This window comes from Streptomyces acidiscabies, assembly GCF_020010905.1.
GTDB classification, from domain to species: domain Bacteria; phylum Actinomycetota; class Actinomycetes; order Streptomycetales; family Streptomycetaceae; genus Streptomyces; species Streptomyces acidiscabies.
This window is the reverse complement of the sequence record NZ_JAGJBY010000002.1, coordinates 2364569-2384741: the sequence shown is the minus strand read 5'-3', so window position 1 is coordinate 2384741 and position 20173 is coordinate 2364569. Positions and strand designations below refer to the sequence as shown.

Genomic DNA, 20173 nt, shown 5'->3' with positions numbered 1-20173 from the left:
CCGGGTACGGGCCGCCGGCCCCGCCACGGAACTCCGTACCGAGGGTCAACTGGACGCGCTGTCACCGGGGTTGCAGGACGACATCGAGGCGACCCGCCGGATCGTCGAATCCGGGGGCCGCTCAAGGGTGTTGGTGCTGACGACCTTCGACCTGGACGGGTACGCGTACGACGCGTTGCGCGCCGGGGACTCCGTCATCTCCCCCGGTCCGACACGGAAGTCGATCGACGCGTTCACCACGCGGATGCAGGGACAGGGCGGCGGGCAGGGCAAGCGGCTCGCCGAACTCACCGAGCGGGACCGGGTGCAGGCGGCGCTCTTCGCATACGAAGCGGGGCCGGTGCAGCCGGTGCGAGTTTCTGAGAGCGGTTACTGCCCCGTTACCGGGAAGATCAGGCAGCTGCTCGTGGCGTGCGCGAGGGTGCGGTCCGCGTCGTCCAGGAGGACCGCCTGCGCGAGGGCCGTCGTGCGGCCGGAGTGCAGGACCGTGCCGACCGCCCGGACCCGGCCCGTGTCCTTCGTGATCCTCCGCAGGAACTTCACCGTGAGGTCCAGGGAGGTGTATCCCGTCTCCGGCGGCAGCACCGACTGCACCGCGCAGCCCGCCGCCGAGTCCAGCAGCGTCGCGTACACGCCGCCGTGCACGCTGCCGATCGGGTTGTAGTGGTCCTCGCGCGGAACGATCGAGAAGACCGCCCTCCCCTTCTCCACCTCGTCCAGCGTGAAGCCCAAGGTCGCGGCTATCGGGGCTGCGGGGAGGTTGCCCGCCTGGAGCTCCCTGAGGAAGTCGAGGCCGCTGGCCTTCCCCACGGCTGCGGCCGTGGTCGCCGGGTCTCCCCACTCGTACGTTCTGCTGCGCGCCATGACCTTGACGGTAACCAAGCGCTTAGCTGGCTGTCAATGACGAAGCCAGGTGGGTAGGGTGGGGGTATGGAGTGGCTTGACGTGGACACCGAGCTGTGTCCTGTGCAGCGGACTTTGGACGTCGCCGGGGAGAAGTGGACGTTTCTCATCCTGCGGGACGCGATGAATGGCGTGCGCCGCTTTGACGAGTTCCGGCGGCATCTGGGGGTTTCTGAGGCCGTGCTGAGTGGGCGGTTGCGGAAACTGGTCGACGTGGGGATTTTGCGGACCGAGGCGTATCAGGAACCGGGGATGCGGGAGCGGTTCGAGTATCGGCTGACTCGTAAGGGATGGGATTTGTGGCCGGCGTTGGTGGCGCTTCGGCAGTGGGGGGATGTTTATGCCGGGGTGGAGGAGGGGCCGGTTCTGGATCTACGGCACAAGGAATGTGGAGGGGAGGTTCGGGTGGTGGTGGAGTGTGTTGATGGGCACGGAGAGTTGGCACCTAGGGATGTTGTTGCCAGGCCAGGGGTAGGTGCTCGGGTGCGGGAGCGTCGTGGTTGATCGCGCAGTTCCCCGCGCCCCTAAAGGACTAGAGTCCCGCCGCATTCAAAAGTGCGGCAATCGTTGGGGTTAGCAAACCCTTCAAGTCATCCGCTCCGATTCCCGCTCTTGCGCTTGCTCCGTCAAAAACCAGTACCAACTGGCGGGAAAGCAGATCCGGGTCCGTTGCCCCTCCCCTTTCCGCCTCCGCCCTGAAAAACTCCCGCAAGTTTTCCTTCACCCTGTGGCCTACCTTGCTCGCCGGGTGTTCCTGGGATTTCAGTTCCACCTGGACCGCCAAGTAGGGGCATCCCATGTACTCCGGACGGCCCGCGCTCGCCTCTACCTGGGTGAAGACGTGGAGGATGCGGTCCCTCGGGGTGCTCGCCGCATCCTCCGACGGGAGGAGGTACGTCGCGTACTCCGTCGACCTCGCCTCCAGGCTCGCCGCCAGCAACTCGTCCTTGCTTGCGAAGAGTTGGTACATGGAGCGTTTGGACACGCCCGCCGCCTTGCACAGCGCCTCCACGCCGATGCTCACGCCCTCCCGGTAGGAGAGGTCCGCGGCGGCGGCGAGGAGGCGGTTTCGGGTGTCGGGCTTGTCCGGGGTGGTCATGGTGAAAGGTTAATCCGGTGGAGGCCCTTGCTGTCGTAGAGGCGGGTCACGCCGAAGCCGAAGGCCAGGGCCGACACGAGGCCCACGCCCATCATGAGCCAGCCGCGCGTGAGGCCCGCGTCGCCCTGGGCGTCGTAGTAGAGGATCGAGCGGACACCGCCCGTTATCTGGCGCAGCGGCTCGAACTCCGCCAGGAAGCGGTAGAAGCCGGGAAGCGCTTCCAGGGGCGTTGTCGCGCCGGCCGTCGGAACCGCCATGCCGATGAAGACGAGGGTCACCAGGAGCATCCCCGGCGTACCCGCGACGGCGAGGAGGGCGAGTGCGCCGATGCCGCAGACGGCGATCGCGGCGACCGAGTACAGCCACAGCAACGGCAGGTGCCCGGCGTCCATGCCCATGATCCCGACCGCGCCGGTCATCACCAACGTGCCCATGACCAGGGAGAGTCCGGCCATCATCGTGCTGCTGACGGCGAGCGTCTGGACCCGGGTCGCGCGGATGAGGGGCCGGTGCAGGCGGCGTGGGCCCATGTCGTTGTGGGTGTAGCCGAGCGCGTGGTCGACCTGCCCGGTGAGGACGTTCGCGGCGAGCATCCCGCAGACGACGAGGACGAGGGAGTAGTAGAAAGCGGTCAGCCCGACGCCGCTGTGGTCACCGAGGGGGTGTCCGTCCTCGACGTGTACGGCGATGGGGTCGGCGGCCAACGCCTTGTCCGGCAGGGCGAGTTGACGCCCGAGCTGGACCGAGGCCGCGGTCGCCGCCGTCGTCGTGGCCTGGCGGGCGAAGCTGGAGCCGAGGCTCCCGGCGGACTGGTTGGTGAGGATGGTCAGGGTCGGCCGGTGGGTCGCCGTGCCGTTGCTGAGAGCGGTTACTGAAACGGAGAAGTCGGCGGGGACGACGAGGGCGCCGTACAGCTTGCCCTTGCCGAGCTGGGTACGGGCCTCGCGTTCCGTCATCGTCTTCCACTCGACCTTGTCGCCGGGGGCGGCGGCGATGCCCTGGGCGACGTGGGCGCCCAGCTCGCCGGTGTCCGCATCAACGAGGGCGACCGGGAGGTTCTTCAGGTGGCCCGCCGGGTCGATGTTCGCGCCGACGTAGAAGACGGTGAACAGCAGCGCCAGCGCCCCCGTGATCACGCCGTTGGCGATCCACAGGGGGCGGGCGCGCAGGATGCGGTACGGGGTCATGTGGGGGTCGGTCACAGTCCGAACTGGGCGTACATGTCGGCGATTTCACCGGCGAGCGCGGTCTTGGCCCAGCGGGTGGTGTCGTCGGCGAGGACTTCGTACGCGTCGGTCTCGACGCCGTCGAGCGCGGCGGCGGCGATGTCGTGCGGGGTGGCCTTGGGGGCGTCGACTCCGGCGGTCATGTCGGTGTCGACGTACCCCATGTGCAGGCCGGTGACGTGGATGGAGCGCGAACTGAGGGCGAGGCGGAGGCTGTTGGTCTGGGACCAGGCGGCGGCCTTGGAGGCGCTGTAGGTGGTGCCCTCGGCGAGCCAGGACAGGACCGAGTGGACGTTCAGGATGTGGCCGCCGCCGTTGCGCTCGATGACGGGCACGAAGGCGCGGGCCGTGTGCAGCGGGCCGTAGAAGTTGACCTCGAACTCGCGGCGGATGTCGTCGAGTTGGCCGTCGAGCACGCCCGCTCCGGCCGAGATGCCCGCATTGTTGACGAGGACGGTGACATCACCGGCGAGCTCGGCGGCAGCCGCGACGGACGCCGGGTCGGTGACGTCGAGGGCGAGCGGGACGGCGTCCTGGTGGGTGACGGTGCGCGGGTCGCGGGCGGCGGCGTAGACCTTGCGCGCGCCACGGGCGTACGCCTCTTCGACCAGGGCTTTTCCGATGCCGCGGTTGCCTCCGGTGACGAGGACTACGGCGTTCTTCAGGGTGGTCATGGGGGTCTCCAGACATTCGGAACAGATCAGAAACCGATCGGTATCCAATCGACCCCTCACCATAAACCGACCGGTTTCCATAGTCCAAATCATTGACGCGACCATGCCGCACCTTTATGTTCTGGCCGAAGTTACGAACTGCGTTCGACATTACGGACAAGGGACGGTCCTGTATGCCTCGGATGTACCGCGGGCGGACATGGCTGAACAACAACTGCCGGCAATGGCGCCTCGCGCCCGCTGCCCGATCTGTGCGGAGAACTACCTTGAGACGTAACGCCCTTCGGCTGCTGACGGCCGTACTCCTGGCCCTGGCAGGGGTGTTGACCACCGTGACCCCGTCCCAGGCCGCCGTGCCGGACTCCCCCGCCGTGACCTACACGAACCCGATCGCCGAGCAGCGGGCCGACCCGCACATCTTCAAACACACCGACGGCTACTACTACTTCACCGCGACCGTGCCCGCGTACGACAAGATCGTGCTGCGCCGCGCGACGACCATCCAGGGCCTCTCGACGGCCCCGGAGACCACCATCTGGACCAAGCACGCGAGCGGTGTGATGGGCGCGCACATCTGGGCGCCGGAGATCCACTTCATCGACGGCAAGTGGTACGTGTACTTCGCGGCCGGCGCGACCGACGACATCTGGGCGATCCGGATGTACGTCCTCGAAGGCACCGGCGCGAACCCGCTGACCGCGACCTGGACCGAGAAGGGCCAGATCAGGACCACGTGGGAGACGTTCTCGCTGGACGCGACCACGTTCGTCGTGGGCGGCGTGCGCTACCTCGCGTGGGCACAGCGCAACCCCGCCGAGGACAACAACACCAGCCTGTTCATCGCCAAGATGGCCAACCCCTGGACGATCCAGGGGACTCCGGCGGAGCTGTCGGCGCCGACGCTGTCGTGGGAGACCATCGGGTTCAAGGTGAACGAGGGTCCGGCCGTCATCGAGCACGGCGGCAAGGTCTTCATGACGTACTCGGCGAGCGCGACCGACGCCAACTACTGCCTGGGGATGCTGACCGCGTCCGCGACCGCCGACCTCACCAACCCGGCTTCCTGGACGAAGAGTTCGGCCCCCGTGTTCCAGTCGAACGCGGCGACCTCGCAGTACGGGCCCGGCCACAACTCGTTCACCGTCTCCGAGGACGGCAAGTCCGACGTCCTCGTCTACCACGACCGCAGCTACAAGGACATCACCGGCGACCCGCTGAACGACCCCAACCGCCGTACCCGCGTGCAGAAGGTGTACTGGAAGGCCGACGGCACCCCGGACTTCGGTATCCCGGTCGCCGACGGGGTCACGCCGCAGCGGCTGTCCTCGTACAACTTCCCCGACCGGTTCGTCCGCCACTACGACTACCGGGCGCGCATCGAGGCGAACGTATCGCCCCTGGCCGACTCGCAGTTCAGGATCGTGACCGGGCTCGCGGGCAGCGGGACCGTGTCCCTGGAGTCCGCCAACTTCCCCGGTTACTACCTGCGCAGCAACAGCGCCTTCGAGGTGCGGGTGGAGAAGAACGACGGGACGGCCGCCTTCGCGTCCTCCGCGAGCTTCTACAACCGGGCCGGGCTCGCGGACGCGGCCGGGGTGTCGTACGAGTCGTACGGCACGCCCGGCCGGTACGTCCGGCACTACGACTACCTGTTGTCCGTACAGGCGTTGAGCACGGCGACGGATCGGGCCGACGCCACGTTCTACCGCCAGTGACCGGCTAGAAGACGACGGTCCAGCCCTCCTGGGCCGCCTGTGCCGAGGTGTACGAAACGCCGTGCACCTTCAGGCCTTTGGCGTCCAGGAGGGTGATCTCGCCGCCGTTGTTGGGGAGTTGTGCGCCGCCTTGCAGGGGGACCTGGAGGGCGGCTCCCGCTGTAATGGGGCCCGGCGGTACGGGAGTTGTGTTGCCGACGCGGTCCACCAGGTGCCAGCCCGTCAGGTCCACGGGGGCCGGGGAGGCGTTGAGGAGGGTGACCTGTTCCGGTTCGGGGGCCGGGCCGCGCGGGTTCACCAGCGCTCCGACGATCCTGACCGGCTGCGTGCCGGGTTCCGGGCGGGTGCCGTCCGTGTCCTTCAGGGCGTGGCCCGTCACGTCGTCCGTGTGCCAGGCCTGGCTCTGGAAGGCGAGGAAGATCCCGACCCAGCGGTCCTTGCCGGCCTCGCCCGTCCCGTCGGGGAAGTGGATCAGGAGGCCGCCGTCCTGCCAGACACCGTCGTCTTTCTGAAACCGTTTGCTGTTGCCCTGGTTCATGTGGATGTCGTGCACGCCGTTGCCCGGCAGGAAGCCGAACACCTTGTCCGCGACGCCGGTTTCGGGGCCCCAGCGTTCGCCGAAGACGTGCAGGCGGGCGCCCTCGGTCTCCACCGCCCGGCGGACGTAGTGGTCCAGGAGGTCGGCCAGGTCGTTGTCCGGGCCGCTCACTTCGGGCGGCAGTGTCTTCATCGTCGCCGGGTCGAACAAGTTGCCCCGGATGAAGTCCAGGTTCGGGCCGCCCGGGCCCGCCGGGAGCTTGTTCCAGCCGCCGGTCAGGCCCGTCAGGCGAGTCGTCACCGGGTGCTGGAAATCGTCGTCCACCAGGTACAGCAGCTCCGAAGGGCGTTCCTGGGAAAGGACGTTGACGGAGATCCTGTAGTGCGTGCCGGACTCGTCCGCCGCATGGATCTGGTAGTGCGGGCTGTCCGAGGCGCCCTCCCTGCGGGTGTCCACCGCTCGGGCGATCAGGACTCCGTACGTCTTCAACGGCATGAGTGATCAACTCCCCCTGAGGGCGGGCGGATTGCCCGTCTCTGCGGTGATGGTAGAGGCATGTCGGGCATGATCACCGGCTTACCGGGCCGCCGTTCACCCCTACGATCGGCCCGTGGTCACCTTCTCGCTCGAACGTACGGTCCCCCTTCCGCCGGAGGAGGCCTGGAGCCGGCTCACCGAGTGGCGCCGCCATGGCGACGTCGTCCCCCTCACGCGTGTCACCGTCCTGACGCCGGCGCCCACCGGGGAGGGCACGGTCTTCGTCGCCCGCACCGGCCTCGGGCCCCTCTCCTTCGACGACCGCATGGAGGTGACGGTCTGGCAGCCCCCCTCCACCGACGGCACTCCCGGCCTGTGCCGCCTGGAGAAACAGGGCCGGGTGGTGCTGGGATGGGCCGAGATCGAGGTACGCCTCGGCCCCGGCGGGCGAGCGCGGGTGGTGTGGCGGGAGGAGTTGCGTATGCGGTTTCTGCCGAGTTTCTGTGATCCTGCGGTGCGGGTGGGGGCTCGGGTGGTGTTCGGGCGGGCGGTCAATCGGTTGCTGCGGAGGGGATGAGGGTGGAGTTCGGGGCGAGCGACGAGGGCCGTCCGATCAGCTCGGGGCAGGCCGGTTCGAAGGTCCGGTCGAGTACCGGACTCGCCCACTGGGACGACTGGTTCGCCTCCGGTCGTGGTTTTCGTGACGCCGATGCCGACGAGGTGCGGCGGCTTGTGGAAACGGTTGCTGACGTTTCTCCCCGGCGCGCTCTCGACGTCGGCTGTGGGCTCGGGGCGTACGCCGCCGTCCTCGCGTCCCTCGGGTGGGACACGCTCGCCGTCGACTGGGCCGAGTCCGCTGTCGCCGCCGTGCGGGATCGGTACGCCGGTCTCCAGCCCCGGTTGCGGGTCCAGCGGCTCGACTTCTCCGATGCCGGTGCGGTGCGGCGTTCGCTGCCTCGCCGGGGGTTCGGGCTGGTGACCATGCGGCTGGCTCTCGCGTTTCTGCCGGACAAGGCGGAAGTCGGGGAGCTGGTGCGGGAGTTGTTGGTGCCGGGTGGGGTGTGGGTGGTGACCACTCCCCTTGCCGGGCGGCTGCCTGACGCTCGGCGCGGGATCGGGGTGACCCCGGCGGACGTCGCGGCGTTCACTGAGGGGTGGGGGGAGGGGAGTTGGTACGACCTTGAGGGTGGGGTGCGGTGTTTCGCGCTGCGGTAGGTTGCCCGCCATGCCCGAACTCGGTTCCGTCGACTGGCCGCCCTTGCCCATCCGTACGGAACGTCTTCTCCTGCGTGAGTCCGAGGCGCGGGATCGTCCGGCGTTCGTCGATCTCTTCTCCTCGGCGGAGGTCCGTACGTATCTCGGTGGTGCCCGTCCTCGCGACGAACTCGAACGCACGGCTCCCGACGTCCCCGGTCGGCGCGCCGGTTTCTTCGTGGTCGAGCTTGCCGGGTCGATGATCGGCATGGTCACGTTGGATCGCCGTGATCCTGAACGGCCCGGGCATGTTCTTCCCGATGCCTGCGAGGCCGAACTCGGCTATATGTTCCTGCCGTTGGTATGGGGGCGAGGGTATGCGACGGAGGCTTGCCGGGCGGCGCTGGGATGGTTCGCCGCAACGCTCCCCGGCGAGCCGGTGGTCCTCTGCACGCAGACGGCCAACGCGGCGTCGGTCCGCCTCGCCGTGAAGTTGGGGTTCACGGAGGTGGAGAGGTTCGAGGAGTTCGGGGCGGAGCAGTGGTTCGGGGTGTGGGGGTGAGTGGGCGAGTGCGGGTCCGCTGTGGCTGGTCGCGCAGTTCCTCGCGCCCCTAGAGGTCGGGGCGGTCCCGCTGGCTTCAAGTTGCCCCGCACACGGCTTCCGACCACGTACCCCGCAGACCTGAAGGCGCAGGACTCTGCCGACACGCGTCGAGCGCGACCAGCCACAACAAAACCTGCACTCGGATATCCGGCCTGCACCCTGTCTTTTACGGAGGCATGTACGAATACGTCGGCCTCTGAACGGTCGTAGCCGGGTCACGTCTCCGTGACCCGGCTACACGACCGGCGACGCGACGTTGGCCACCATCTTGCGGAGGACCTTGAGCGCGGCCACGTACTCCTCGTCGCTGATGCCCTTGTGGGCCACGGCCCGCAGTTCGGTCACCAGCTCACGCAGCCGCACTCTGGCAGTCTCCCCGGCATCGGTGAGGCGCAGGCGCTGCTCGGCGTCGATGCCGAGCCAGCCGCGATGAAGCAACTGGTCGACAACCCGCGGGATCTCGTGCTGCCCGTCGGCAAGGGGCGTCAGCTGGTCGGCCACCTCGTCGCGACTCAGCGCCGCATGCGCGTACTTGACCTGGTTGAGCACCCAGTACTGCGGTTGCGTGACGTCGATCTTGGCCATGGCATCACGCAGATGCCTGGTGACGGCGGCGTGAGCCAGGCCGCTCCAATAGCCGATGGGCTGAGTAGCCAGCATGTCGTCGGTTACCGCCGGATCTGCCGGGGCCTGGTCGGTGGTGGTGCCGGTCAGCTCTTCCATGATCGCAATTGTTGCTCACCGCACGGCACAAGGAGGCGGCAGTTGATCACCGCTCAAAGTGCGGGTGAGGCAAGCCAGTTCACTGGCGAGGTGGTACACGACATCGATCGTCGCCCGGGACCCGTAGCGTGAAGAGGGCCGTACGGGTTGAGGCTGTGTGACGAACCTCGCCCGTACGGCCTTCTCGTATCTGCACCGGTATCTCCCGCGTGCAACTCGGCAAGCCCGTCGTCGAGTTGTCCGGACCGTGGCTGGCCCGGCAGAAGTCCCGGCTTCGTGAACGGCGAGGCCACGAGCGTCTGTGGGCTGAAGGCGGCGGGCCGGACCACCGGCCGGTGTTCACCGATCGGGTGATCGCCGCTCTGGTGATCCTGCGGTTCCAGCTGCCCCATGGAGTGCTCGCCGCGTTCTACGGCGTTGACCGCTCGACCGTCACCCGCGCCGTCCACGAGATCCACCCGCTCCTGGCAGCCCGCGGGTTCGCCGTCCCCGGCGAGGGCGGTCTGCGGCTTCGCACCCTGGCCGATGTCTTCGCCTACGCCCAGGCCCGGGGAGTCGAGCTGCGGATCGACGGGACCGAGGTCCAGGTGCGGCGCCCTCGGGCGGACAAGCCCGGACGCCGGGCCTTCGTCTCGGGCAAGCGCAAGCAGAACACCAAGAAGGCATCCGTGATCAGCGACGACAAGGGCCGCGCTCTCTGGACCGGAGCGGTCCGCCCCTGCCGCATGCATGATCAGACTGCGCTGAAGACCGACGGCAGCTGGGACCTGTTCACCCAGTACCCCGAGGTGAAGACCCAGGTCGACGCCGGGTACCGGGGGCTGGCCAAGGACTTCCCCGGCCAAGTGACCGCACCGCCGAAGAAGCCGGGGAAGGACGCCCCGGCCGAGGAGACCGACGCCTGGGAGGAGGCACGCAAGGCCCAGCCCTCGGCCCAGATCCCGGTCGAGCACGCCAACGCTGAGCACAAGCAGTGGCGCCCGCTCCAGCGATACATCGGACGCCGCGAGTACTACGACGAGACCCACCTCGCCATCGCCGGCCTGGTCTCCGACCGCACCGCCATGCGGTGATCATCCGCCAGCCGAACCCCCGGGCCAGCACACTCCAACCTCAGTCGTGCACCACGTCGTATGAGGCGCGGGGAACTGCGCGACCAGCCACAACGCACCCGCGCCTCCTCACGCCACCGCCCCCAACCTCTTCCCCCCACCCCCCTCATGGTGAATCGGCGTACGCGCCCCAGTCAGCGGCACCCCGCTTCCGCCCCTCCTGCTCGCCGTGATCTCCGCCGCGATCGACAGCGCCGTCTCCTCGGGCGTACGCGCCCCCAGGTCCAGGCCGATCGGTGAGCGCAGCCGCGTCAGCTCCAGGTCCGTCACCCCCTCCTCGCGGAGGCGACTCAGGCGGTCCAGGTGCGTCCGGCGAGAGCCCATCGCGCCGACGTACGCGACAGGGAGCCGCAGGGCGAGCCGCAGCAGCGGGACGTCGAATTTCGCGTCGTGGGTCAGGACGCACAGGACCGTCCGCGCGTCCACCTCGGTGCGGGCGAGGTACTGGTGGGGCCACTCCACGACCACCTCGTCGGCCTCGGGAAACCGTGCCCGCGTCGTGAAAACGGGCCGCGCATCGCACACGGTGACGTGATACCCGAGGAACTTCCCGATCCGCACGAGCGCCGACGCGAAGTCGATCGCCCCGAACACGATCATCCGGGGCGCCGCCACGGACGACTCGACGAGCAGCGTCACCGGCACCCCGCACCGCGACACCTCCACGGTCCCGGTACGCCCCGCGTCGAGAAACGCCCGCACCTCCGCGACAGCCGTACGGTCGGCCTCGAACCCGGCGGGAACGCCGAGCGACCCCTCGTAGGAACCGTCCCCGCGCACGAGCAGGGCGCGCCCCAGCGCCTCCGACGGCCCCCGCACCACCCGGGCCAGCGCCAGGCTCTCCCCCGCGGCAACCCCCCGAACCGCGGCAACCGCCGCCCCCTGAACCGGCGTCACCAGCACATCGATGACACCCCCGCAGGTCAGCCCCACGGCGAACGCGTCGTCATCGCTGTACCCGAACCGCTCGACCACAGCGACCCCGTCCGCCAACGCCTGCCGGCACAGCTCGTACACGGCCCCCTCCACGCACCCCCCGGACACTGACCCCACCGCCACCCCGTCCGCGTCGACGGCCAGCGCGGCGCCCGGCATCCGGGGCGCGCTCCCGCTCACGGCGACCACCGTGGCCACCGCGAACTCCCGCCCCTCCGCCGCCCATTGACTCAACTCTTCGGCGATATCCAGCATCGCAAGCCCTCCTCACGCCGTCCCGGTGAGGTGCTCGGGACGAACCGGCGTCCGGTTCAGCTCAAGCCCCGTGGCCGCACGAATGGCCGCGAGTACGGCCGGAGTTGAGGACAGGGTCGGCGCCTCGCCGACGCCCCGCAGCCCGTACGGCGCGTGCTCGTCGGCGAGTTCGAGGACGTCGACCGGAATCGTGGGGGTGTCGAGGATGGTCGGGATGAGGTAGTCCGTGAAGGAGGGGTTGCGCACCTTCGCCGTCTTGGGATCGACGACGATCTCCTCCATGACGGCGATCCCGAGCCCCTGCGTCGTACCCCCCTGGATCTGCCCGACGACGGACAGCGGATTCAGCGCCTTCCCCACGTCCTGCGCGCACGCCAGCTCGATCACCTTGACGAGCCCCAGCTCCGTATCGACCTCGACGACGGCCCGATGCGCGGCGAAGGTGTACTGGACGTGCCCGTTCCCCTGCCCCGTACGGAGATCGAAGGGCTCGGTGGGCCGGTGCCGCCACTCACGCTCGACCTCGACGGACTCGTCACCCAGCAGTTCCACGAGATCCGCCAGCACCTCCCCCGCGTCGGTGACGACCTTCCCGCCCTCCAGCAGCAACTCGGCGTGAGCCCAAGCCGGGTGGTACGTACCGAACTTGCGCCGCCCGATCTCCAGCACCTGTTCCCGCACCAGCTCGCAGGCGTTCTTGACGGCCCCGCCGGTGACGTACGTCTGCCGGGACGCGGACGTCGAACCGGCGCTGCCCACCTGGGTGTCGGCGGGATGGATGGTCACCTGGGACACACCCAGCTCGGTCCGGGCGATCTGCGCGTGGACGGTCACCCCGCCCTGCCCGACCTCGGCCATGGCGGTGTGCACGACGGCGACGGCCTCGCCCCCGACAACCTCCAGCCGGACACGGGCAGTTGAATAGTCGTCAAATCCTTCGGAGAAGCCGACGTTCTTGATGCCGACGGCGTACCCGACCCCGCGCACGACGCCTTCGCCGTGCGTCGTGTTGGACAGCCCGCCCGGCAACTGCCGTACGTCGACGCCCTCGCTGCTCTCCCACTGCCGCTCGGGCGGCATCGGCATCGCCTTGACACGCCGCAGGAGTTCGGCGACCGGCGCGGGCGAATCGACGCGCTGACCGGTGGGCAGGAGCGTCCCCTGCTCCATCGCGTTGAGACGCCTGAACTCGACGGGATCGAGCCCGAGTCGAGCGGCGACCTTGTCCATCTGCGCCTCGTACGCGAAGCACGCCTGCACCGCCCCGAACCCGCGCATCGCCCCGCACGGAGGGTTGTTGGTGTAGAGCGCGAGTGCCTCGATCTCGACGTCGTCGACGACGTACGGCCCGATCCCGAGGGACGCCGCGTTGCCGACGACGGCGGGGCTCGCGGAGGCGTACGCGCCGCCGTCGAGGACGATGCGGCACTTGACGTGCGTGAGCTTGCCGTCGCGGGTCGCGCCGTGCTCGTAGAACAGCCGCGCGGGATGCCGGTGGACGTGCCCGAAGAAGGACTCGAACCGGTTGTAGACCATCTTCACGGGCTTGCCGGTGCGCAGCGCGAGCAGACAGGCGTGGATCTGCATCGACAGATCCTCCCGCCCGCCGAACGCGCCGCCGACCCCGGCGAGGGTCATCCGCACCTTGTCCTCGGGCAGCCCGAGCACGGGAGCCATCTGGCGCAGGTCGGAGTGGAGCCACTGGGTGGCGATGTAGAGGTGGACGCCGCCGTCCTCCTCGGGCACGGCGAGCCCGGACTCGGGGCCGAGGAACGCCTGGTCCTGCATACCGAAGACGTATTCGCCGGTAACGATTACATCGGCTTTCCGAGCCGCCGCGTCCGCGTCTCCCCGGACGATCGGCTGCCGGTGCAGGATGTTCGGGTGCGACACGTGCCCGAAGTGATGGTCCGTACGGTTCTCGTGGACCAGCGGGGCGTCCGGCGCGGTGGCGGACAACTCGTCGGTGACGACGGGGAGTTCGCGGTACTCGACCTGGATCTTCGCGGCGGCGCGGCGCGCGGTCTCGGGGTGGTCGGCGGCGACGAGGGCGACGGGTTCACCGTGGTGGCGGACCTTGCCGTGCGCGAGAACGGGAGTGTCCTGGACCTCAAGTCCGTAGTGCCGGACGTCGGTCGGGAGGTCGTCGTACGTCAGAACGGCGTACACACCCGGAGTTGCGAGCGCCTCGGCCACATCGATAGAGACGATCTCCGCATGCGCCACCGGCGACCGCAGGATCTGCCCCCACAGCATGTCCTCGTGCCACATGTCGGAGGAGTAGGCGAACTCCCCGGTGACCTTGAGGGTGCCGTCGGGCCGGAGGGTCGACTCGCCGATGCCGCCCCGGACAGCGGCACCTTGGGTGAGTCCGACGGGAGTTGTACGAGGCATGGTCACTCTCCCTGCCGGGCCGCCGCGAGGCGTACGGCGTCCATGATCTTCTCGTAGCCCGTGCAGCGGCAGAGGTTGCCGGAGAGGGCTTCGCGGATGTCGGCGTCGGAGGGGCTCGGGTTGTGCTGGAGCATCTCGTCGGCGGCGACGAGCAGTCCCGGCGTGCAGAATCCGCACTGGACCGCCCCGGCGTCGATGAACGCCTGCTGGACGGTGGAGAGTTGCCCCTCCTCGGCGGCGAGGCCCTCGACCGTGACGACCTCCCGGCCCTCGACCTGACCTGCGGCAACCAGGCACGAACAGACGGGAATTCCGTCCAGCCGGACCGTGCAGGACCCGCATTCGCCTTGCTCGCAGGCGTTCTTGGAGCCCGGCAGCCCGAGCCGCTCGCGCAGGACGTAGAGGAGGGACTCGCCCTCCCAGACGTCGTCGGCTTCGCGTGGACGTCCGTTGACAGTGAAGTTGACGCGCATTACGCGACGCCCCCCTTCCGCTGAGAGGCCCGGTACGACTCCCAGGTCCAGGTGAGTGTGCGGCGGGCGAGGATGCCGACCGCGTGGCGGCGGTAGCTCGCGGTGCCGCGTACGTCGTCGATGGGGTTGCAGGCGGCGGCGCAGAGGTTCGCGAACTCCTTGGCCAGAGAAGGGGTGATGATCCGCCCGTTGTCCCAGAAACCGTTTTCAGCAAGCGCGGCGCTCAGGAACTCCTCAGCCGTACGAGCGCGCACAGGCGTCGGCGCGGCCGACCCGATACCCGTACGGACGGTCCGCGTCTCCGGGTGCAACGCGAGCCCGAAAGCACAGACCGCGATCACCATCGCGTTGCGGGTGCCGACCTTGGCGTACTGCTGCGGCCCGTCCGCCTTCTTCACGTGCACGGCGCGGATCAGCTCGTCGGGGGCGAGCGCGTTGCGCTTGACGCCGGTGTAGAAGTCGTCGATCGGGATACGGCGGCTGCCGCGCACCGACTCGGCCTCGACCTCGGCGCCGGCCGCGAGGAGCGCGGGGTGGGCGTCTCCGGCCGGGGAGGCGGTGCCGAGGTTGCCGCCGATGCCGCCTCGGTTGCGGATCTGCGGCGAGGCGACGGTGTGCGAGGCGAGCGCGAGCCCCGGCAACTCGTTGCGCAAGTTTTCCATGATCCGCGTGTAGGGGACGGAGGCGCCGAGCCGTACGGAGTCCTCGCCCACCTCCCACTCGTACAGTTCCCCGATCCGGTTCAGGTCGAGCAGGTGCCCGGGGCGGCGGTGGTCGAAGTTGATCTCGACCATCACATCGGTGCCGCCCGCGATCGGCACAGCTGTGGGGTGCTCCGCCTTCGCGGCGAGCGCCTCCTCCCAGCTGGCGGGGCGAAGGAAGTCCATGACCGGCTCTCTCCTACGTCGTCCGGATCCTGTCGTGTTCATCTCTTGTTCACGGGGATCACTGCCAGTACACAAGGCGCTGCGCCGACCGGGTCAGTCACCGAATCTCCGAAGGAGTTGGCTGGTCGGGAAGGTCATCTTGTAGATTCATATGAAGAGAAGGCCTCAGAAACCTCCCTGTCTTCCCACGGAAACACGGGGAAACACGGGAAGCGATTCCCGACCTCCATCGTAGATTTCGAGACACGGAAACGGCGGCGACGAACCATGCGGCTGCGCGCACTGCTGGACACCGACGCGCTGGGCCTCAGGCTGCTCGGCGGCGGGGACGAACTGGACCGTACGGTCCGCGGGGTGATGACGACCGACCTGCGCGACCCGAGCCGCTACCTCGCGGGCGGTGAGCTGGTCCTCTCCGGGCTCGCGTGGCGGCGGGACGCGGCGGACTCCGAGCCGTTCGTCCGGGTCCTCGTGCAGGCCGGGGTCGCGGCGCTCGCGGCCGGGACCGCCGAGTTCGGGGAGGTCCCGGAGGACCTGGTCGTGGCCTGCGCGCAGCACCGGCTGCCGCTGTTCGGGGTCGACGAGTCGGTGTCGTTCGCGGCGGTCACCGAGCACGTCGTCCGGCAGGTCTCCGGCGAGCGCGCCGGGGACCTGGCGGCGGTCGTGGACCGGCACCGCCGCATGATGACGTCGGGCCCGGCGGGCGGCGGCCCGGACGTCGTCCTTGACCTCCTCGGCTCCGACCTGGACCTGCGCGCGTGGGTCCTGTCGTCCACGGGGCGGCTCGTCGCCGGTTCGAAGGGGCTGCCGCTGCCTGCCGAGATCCGTACGCGGCTGGCCGCCGAGCACCTCGCGGCGGCGCGGACCGGCAGGCGCGGCCCCCAGCGGGTCCTGGCCGGCGGCGCGACGTACTCCCTGTTCCCCGTCCGGGGCGGCGCGCGCACCCCCCGGGACATCCGCGAGACCGCCCTCTCCGACTGGCTCCTCGCCGTCGAGGCGGACGCCGGGGAGTGGCCCGACGAGCGCATGGACCTCCTGCACGGCGTCACCCAGCTGATAGCCGTCGAACGCGACCGCCGCGACGCGGCCCGCACGGTACGCCGCCGGCTCGCCCAGGAACTCCTGGACCTGATCCAGACGGGCGCCGCGCCCCCGGAGATCGCCGCCCGCCTGCGGGTGGCGGCACCGGTCCTGCTGCCGGGGGTGGCGGCGGCCCCGCACTGGCAGGTGGTGGTGGCGCGGGTGGAGTGGACGGAGCCGGGCTCGGCTTCGGGTTCGGCTTCGGCTTCGGTACGTGGTTCAGGCGCCGTTCGTGGTGACCGGGCGGCGGACGGCGGTGGCGGGGGTGTCCGGGGCGAGCGGGAGCCCGGCGCCGGGCGCGGCGAGTGGGGCGACGGTGACACGGGCGGTGGCGCGGTCGCGCAGGCTCTGCTGGAGGAGATCCTCGGCGGGAGGTTCGTGACGGGGGCCGAGCCCGCCGAGCGGATCGCCGTCGCGCACACCGGCGAGGAGGCGGTGGCGCTGGTTCCGCTGCCGTCGGTCGTCTCCGAGCACGACGGCTCCGAGGCGGGCGTCCTCGCGGACGTGCTCCTGGACGCCGTACGGGAGCCCCTCGCCGCCGGGCTCGACGGGGACGGGCGGCTCACGCTGGGCGTCAGCGCGGCCGTGCACTCGGCGGAGGGGCTGCGCGGGGCGCTGGAGGAGGCGCGGCACGCGCGCAGGGTCGCGGCGGCGCGGCCGGGGCCGGTGTCGGCGGCCGGGCACCAGGAGCTGGCGTCGCACGTCCTGCTCCTGCCGTTCGTGCCGGACGACGTGCGGCGGGCGTTCACCGCGCGGCTGCTGGACCCGCTGCGCGAGTACGACCGACGCCACCGCGCCGAGCTGATCCCGACGCTGGAGGCGTTCCTCGACTGCGACGGCTCCTGGACGCGGTGCGCGTCCCGGCTCCATCTGCACGTCAACACGTTGCGCTACCGCGTCGGCCGCATCGAGCAGTTGACGGGGCGGGACCTGTCGAAGCTGGAGGACAAGCTGGACTTCTTCCTGGCGCTCAGGATGAGTTGAGGGTCTGGTGGGGGCAAGTTGCTTGTGCGTCCGGTGAGTTGGCAGTGCCTACCCGGGGCCGTCCGCTGGTGAAACCCCGGCGGACCGGTTTCCCCCGACTTTGTGAAATCCTTCACCCACCCCCTTGGCCCCGTGACACGATCCGTGCTGAGATGCGGCCACCACTCACAGCTCAAAGGCGTGCTCGGGGAGGGCAACGTGGCGCACACCGCCATGTCTGGTTACGGAACGACCCCTGGTGACGATCCCCTCCAGACCGCGGTGTGGAGACTGCGGTCGCGCGCGTGCTGGGTCGATGCGGTGGCGTTGCTGCCGGCCGACACTGCGGCGGGTTCCCTGCAACGGGCTTCGCTGCTCGTGGAACGGTGCCTGTATACGGAGCAGGGGTGGGCCGATGCGGAGGACGCGTTGCGGGGGGCCGAGGCGCTCGCCCACTCCGACTCCGAGCGGGGCGCTGCCGCTTGTGAACGCGGGTACTTGGCGTATGCGTCCACTTTGCACGGGGTGCGGGACCGGACCGATGAGGCGCGGGCGGCTCTCGGGCGGGCCGCCGCGCTGATCCCTCCGGGGGTTGCGCAGAGGGCCTTGCTCGACTTCCGTCGGGGGTTGCTTGCCGAGAACCTTGCGAGTTCGCCTCAGGCTGCGCGGGCTGCGTATCGGCGGGCCCACGCTGCTGCTGCCGAGGCGTCGGACTCGTTGCTGTTGTCGTTCACTTGGCGGCATCTTGCGGGACTGGCCTTGCGGGATGGGGAGTTGGGCGAGGCGCGGCACGGTTTCGCCGAGTCGCTGCGGTTGCGGGAGGAGTTGGGGTACTTGGTGGGGACGGCTCCGGCGTTGGCGTCGCTCGCGGATGCGGAGGTTGAGCCGGAGGCGTCGAGGTTGAGGGAGGAGGCGAGGAGGTTGTTCCAGCTGCTCGGGGGCGTTCCGACGTGGCTGGCAAGGCAGTTGGGGGTGGTGAAAGACGCGTCGTAGTTCGGCTGCGGGCCGGTGGGGGCTGGTCGCGCAGTTCCCCGCGCCCCTGAGGGACGTCCAGCCACCGTGCCTTTTAGGGGCGCGGGGAACTGCGCGAGCAACCACGACGCTCCCGCACCCGGCAGATCACCCGAAGTGCTCCCCCACCAACACCCTCACCGTCTCCAAGTCCCCTCCCACCAACGCCTCCACCAACCGCACATGATCCGCCGCATCCGCCGACAGATCCCCACCCCCCTGCTGCGTCCTCCTGTGCAAGTCCTCAGCGATCCGCACCAGTTGGCCGTTCCCCGAGAAGCCCAGCAGTGCCCCGTGGAACGCCCTGTCCGCCTCCGCGTACGTCGCCCTGCATCCCGACCTCGCCGCCCGCACGCTCGCCTCCGCCAACGGGCCCAACTCCGCCCAGCGTTCACACGGGACCGTCCGGGCCAGCCGGAGTATCACCGGTGCCTCTATCAGGCCCCGTATCTCCGCCAGTTCCGCCAACTCCCGTGCGCCGCGCTCCACTACACGGAAGCCGCGGTTGGGAACGACCTCGACGGCGCCCTCCAGGGCGAGTTGCTGCATCGCCTCGCGGACCGGCGTCGCGGAGACGCCGAAGCGGTCGCCGAGGGCGGGGGCGGAGTAGACCTCGCCGGGGAGGAGTTCACCGGTGCCCAGCGCGGAGCGCAGCGCGTCGAGGATCTGTCCTCGGACCGAGGCGCGTTGGACGATCGCCCGGGGACGGGGGATCGGCAGCTCGCTGTGGGTGTGTTCCCCCCGCGCGGCCCCCTGCAAGGGCACGCGGTCGACGGCGGCCTCACCGGCGTACCCGGCGTCCGCGTGGCCCTCTAAGCGCGTGGCGGGGATCCCGTACGGCTCGTAGGAGCCCGGTGTGGCAGGGGTCACGGGGGTCTCCTCCGGGCTTGTCGGTACTTGGGGCCATTACGACCGGTTGTTACTCGTCCGTCAAGCACCTTAGGCCCAGAGGCCCTCAGTTCAAATCCCAACCATCTTGGGTAAGGTTAGGCTAACCTTCAGAAACTCGTGGATGGATGGCCCGGTCATGCCCACTCCCCCGCCCGTCGTGCACGACGCGTACGCCCGCCTGACGGAGGTCTGCCCGAGCGTCACGGTGCGGCACATCGGGGACGGCGAACCGGCCCCCACCGACCCAGGCTGGGTCTCGGCGGCGGGCCTGGCCGAGGGAAACGCCGAGCTGGAGCGCTACCTCGCCCGGGACGACGCGCAGGTCCTGCGGGACTACGGGAAGAAGGGCCGCCCGGACGTGATCGCGAGCTTCGGCCTGCACCGCTACTCGTGGCCCGCGTGCCTGCTGTTCACGATCCCCTGGTTCCTGCACCGCCGGGTGCCGCGCTTCCCCGTGACGCATGTCTCGTACGACCGGACGGACGGGATGCGCCTCGCGGTCCGTACGCCGCAGTCGTTCGCGTGCCTGCCGGGCGACCCGGCGGCGGCGCACCCGGGCGCGCGGGTCGTCCCGGACGAAGAGGCGCTGAGGGCGGAGCTGCGCGCGGCGGTCGCCGAGCACCACGAGCCGCTGCTCGACGGCTTCGGCCCGCGCATGCGCCGCCGTGGCCGGGCGCTGTGGGCGACGGTGACGGACGAGATCGTCGAGGGCGTCTGGTACGTCGCCGCGCTGCTGGGCGAGGAGGAGAAGGAACGGGCGCGCCGGGAGCTGGAGTTGCTGCTGCCGGGGGCGACGCGGCCGTACGTCGGGACGGCGGCGTTCCGTGAACTCACCGGTCCTGACGGTCAGTCGCTGCCGACCAGGGACCGGGCGAGCTGCTGCATGTACTACACGATCGACCCGGACGACCTGTGCGCGACCTGCCCGCGCACCTGCGACGCCGAGCGGATCGCCAAGCTCACGGCCACCGCGGCGAGTTGACGCCCCTTCGGACACCCCCCTCGGTGCGGGGCGCGT

Annotated in this window: 21 protein-coding genes; 9 read left to right on the top strand and 12 right to left on the bottom strand. The window is 69.8% G+C overall.

What is annotated here, in order from left to right; translation table 11 throughout:
• Nucleotides 1–45: 45 nt before the first annotated feature.
• Nucleotides 46–237, bottom strand: coding sequence for a hypothetical protein (locus J8M50_RS37440; RefSeq protein ID WP_162138056.1), 192 nt, complete (start codon nucleotides 235–237; stop codon nucleotides 46–48).
• A gap of 132 nt (nucleotides 238–369) precedes the next feature.
• Nucleotides 370–864, bottom strand: a complete 495-nt coding sequence (locus J8M50_RS37435; protein WP_029184538.1) for a PaaI family thioesterase — start codon at nucleotides 862–864, stop codon at nucleotides 370–372.
• Nucleotides 865–930: 66 nt separating this feature from the next.
• Here J8M50_RS37435 and J8M50_RS37430 point away from each other — a divergent pair, with 66 nt between their 5' ends.
• Nucleotides 931–1407, top strand: a complete 477-nt coding sequence (locus J8M50_RS37430; RefSeq protein WP_010359307.1) for a winged helix-turn-helix transcriptional regulator — start codon at nucleotides 931–933, stop codon at nucleotides 1405–1407.
• 28 nt (nucleotides 1408–1435) lie between these two features.
• Here J8M50_RS37430 and J8M50_RS37425 read toward each other — a convergent pair whose 3' ends face one another.
• Genes J8M50_RS37425 through J8M50_RS37415 form a run of 3 tightly spaced genes read right to left on the bottom strand, consistent with a single transcriptional unit; the run spans nucleotide 1436 to nucleotide 3902 of the window.
• Nucleotides 1436–2002, bottom strand: a complete 567-nt coding sequence (locus J8M50_RS37425) for a TetR/AcrR family transcriptional regulator (protein ID WP_010359308.1) — start codon at nucleotides 2000–2002, stop codon at nucleotides 1436–1438.
• On the bottom strand, nucleotides 1999–3189 hold the full coding sequence (locus J8M50_RS37420; protein WP_040838311.1) for a DUF3533 domain-containing protein: 1191 nt from the start codon (nucleotides 3187–3189) through the stop codon (nucleotides 1999–2001). The genes J8M50_RS37425 and J8M50_RS37420 overlap by 4 nt, the downstream gene beginning before the upstream one ends.
• Before the next feature lie 11 nt (nucleotides 3190–3200).
• On the bottom strand, nucleotides 3201–3902 hold the full coding sequence (locus tag J8M50_RS37415) for an SDR family oxidoreductase (protein ID WP_010359310.1): 702 nt from the start codon (nucleotides 3900–3902) through the stop codon (nucleotides 3201–3203).
• 266 nt (nucleotides 3903–4168) lie between these two features.
• On the opposite strand from J8M50_RS37415, the gene J8M50_RS37410 reads away from it, so the two are divergent.
• Complete coding sequence (locus J8M50_RS37410) at nucleotides 4169–5617, top strand: family 43 glycosylhydrolase (protein ID WP_010359311.1); 1449 nt, start codon at nucleotides 4169–4171, stop codon at nucleotides 5615–5617.
• 4 nt (nucleotides 5618–5621) lie between these two features.
• Here the strand turns inward: J8M50_RS37410 and J8M50_RS37405 are convergent, their stop codons facing one another.
• Nucleotides 5622–6650: a DUF2278 family protein gene (locus tag J8M50_RS37405; RefSeq protein ID WP_010359312.1), complete on the bottom strand. Its 1029-nt coding sequence runs from the start codon at nucleotides 6648–6650 to the stop codon at nucleotides 5622–5624.
• A 115-nt stretch (nucleotides 6651–6765) separates the two neighbouring features.
• Between J8M50_RS37405 and J8M50_RS37400 the strand changes: the two genes are divergently transcribed.
• From J8M50_RS37400 to J8M50_RS37390, 3 genes are read left to right on the top strand one after another with little or no spacing between them, the layout of a single operon-like run.
• Complete coding sequence (locus J8M50_RS37400) at nucleotides 6766–7209, top strand: SRPBCC family protein (protein ID WP_010359314.1); 444 nt, start codon at nucleotides 6766–6768, stop codon at nucleotides 7207–7209.
• Nucleotides 7206–7847 (top strand): class I SAM-dependent methyltransferase, encoded by a 642-nt coding sequence (locus J8M50_RS37395; RefSeq protein ID WP_010359316.1) that lies wholly within the window; start codon nucleotides 7206–7208, stop codon nucleotides 7845–7847. The genes J8M50_RS37400 and J8M50_RS37395 overlap by 4 nt, the downstream gene beginning before the upstream one ends.
• Nucleotides 7848–7857: 10 nt before the next feature.
• Nucleotides 7858–8388 (top strand): GNAT family N-acetyltransferase, encoded by a 531-nt coding sequence (locus J8M50_RS37390; protein ID WP_010359317.1) that lies wholly within the window; start codon nucleotides 7858–7860, stop codon nucleotides 8386–8388.
• A gap of 276 nt (nucleotides 8389–8664) precedes the next feature.
• Here the strand turns inward: J8M50_RS37390 and J8M50_RS37385 are convergent, their stop codons facing one another.
• The gene (locus tag J8M50_RS37385; protein ID WP_010359318.1) at nucleotides 8665–9153 is read right to left on the bottom strand and encodes a MarR family winged helix-turn-helix transcriptional regulator; all 489 of its coding nucleotides are present in this window, start codon (nucleotides 9151–9153) and stop codon (nucleotides 8665–8667) included.
• Between the two features lie 209 nt (nucleotides 9154–9362).
• Between J8M50_RS37385 and J8M50_RS37380 the strand changes: the two genes are divergently transcribed.
• Nucleotides 9363–10226, top strand: coding sequence for a transposase family protein (locus J8M50_RS37380; RefSeq protein ID WP_010359319.1), 864 nt, complete (start codon nucleotides 9363–9365; stop codon nucleotides 10224–10226).
• Nucleotides 10227–10334: 108 nt separating this feature from the next.
• On the opposite strand, the gene J8M50_RS37375 is transcribed toward J8M50_RS37380, so the two are convergent.
• The 4 genes from J8M50_RS37375 to J8M50_RS37360 are packed head-to-tail and all read right to left on the bottom strand — an operon-like array spanning nucleotide 10335 to nucleotide 15210.
• Entirely contained in the window at nucleotides 10335–11456 is a 1122-nt protein-coding gene (locus J8M50_RS37375) for an XdhC family protein (RefSeq protein ID WP_010359320.1), read from the bottom strand.
• A gap of 12 nt (nucleotides 11457–11468) precedes the next feature.
• Complete coding sequence (locus J8M50_RS37370; protein WP_010359321.1) at nucleotides 11469–13850, bottom strand: xanthine dehydrogenase family protein molybdopterin-binding subunit; 2382 nt, start codon at nucleotides 13848–13850, stop codon at nucleotides 11469–11471.
• A 2-nt stretch (nucleotides 13851–13852) separates the two neighbouring features.
• The gene (locus J8M50_RS37365) at nucleotides 13853–14323 is read right to left on the bottom strand and encodes a (2Fe-2S)-binding protein (protein ID WP_010359322.1); all 471 of its coding nucleotides are present in this window, start codon (nucleotides 14321–14323) and stop codon (nucleotides 13853–13855) included.
• Nucleotides 14323–15210, bottom strand: a complete 888-nt coding sequence (locus J8M50_RS37360; RefSeq protein ID WP_010359323.1) for an FAD binding domain-containing protein — start codon at nucleotides 15208–15210, stop codon at nucleotides 14323–14325. Before J8M50_RS37360 ends, J8M50_RS37365 begins: the two co-directional genes overlap by 1 nt.
• 267 nt (nucleotides 15211–15477) lie before the next feature.
• Between J8M50_RS37360 and J8M50_RS37355 the strand changes: the two genes are divergently transcribed.
• Both J8M50_RS37355 and J8M50_RS37350 read left to right on the top strand, forming a co-directional pair.
• A complete protein-coding gene (locus J8M50_RS37355; RefSeq protein ID WP_010359325.1) occupies nucleotides 15478–17274 on the top strand; it encodes a PucR family transcriptional regulator in 1797 nt (598 codons plus the stop codon).
• 198 nt (nucleotides 17275–17472) lie between these two features.
• Nucleotides 17473–18246, top strand: a complete 774-nt coding sequence (locus tag J8M50_RS37350; protein WP_010359327.1) for a hypothetical protein — start codon at nucleotides 17473–17475, stop codon at nucleotides 18244–18246.
• Nucleotides 18247–18372: 126 nt separating this feature from the next.
• Here the strand turns inward: J8M50_RS37350 and J8M50_RS37345 are convergent, their stop codons facing one another.
• Nucleotides 18373–19134 (bottom strand): GntR family transcriptional regulator, encoded by a 762-nt coding sequence (locus tag J8M50_RS37345; protein ID WP_010359329.1) that lies wholly within the window; start codon nucleotides 19132–19134, stop codon nucleotides 18373–18375.
• A gap of 157 nt (nucleotides 19135–19291) precedes the next feature.
• Here J8M50_RS37345 and J8M50_RS37340 point away from each other — a divergent pair, with 157 nt between their 5' ends.
• Nucleotides 19292–20137 (top strand): (2Fe-2S)-binding protein, encoded by an 846-nt coding sequence (locus tag J8M50_RS37340; protein WP_029184540.1) that lies wholly within the window; start codon nucleotides 19292–19294, stop codon nucleotides 20135–20137.
• Nucleotides 20138–20173: the final 36 nt, after the last annotated feature.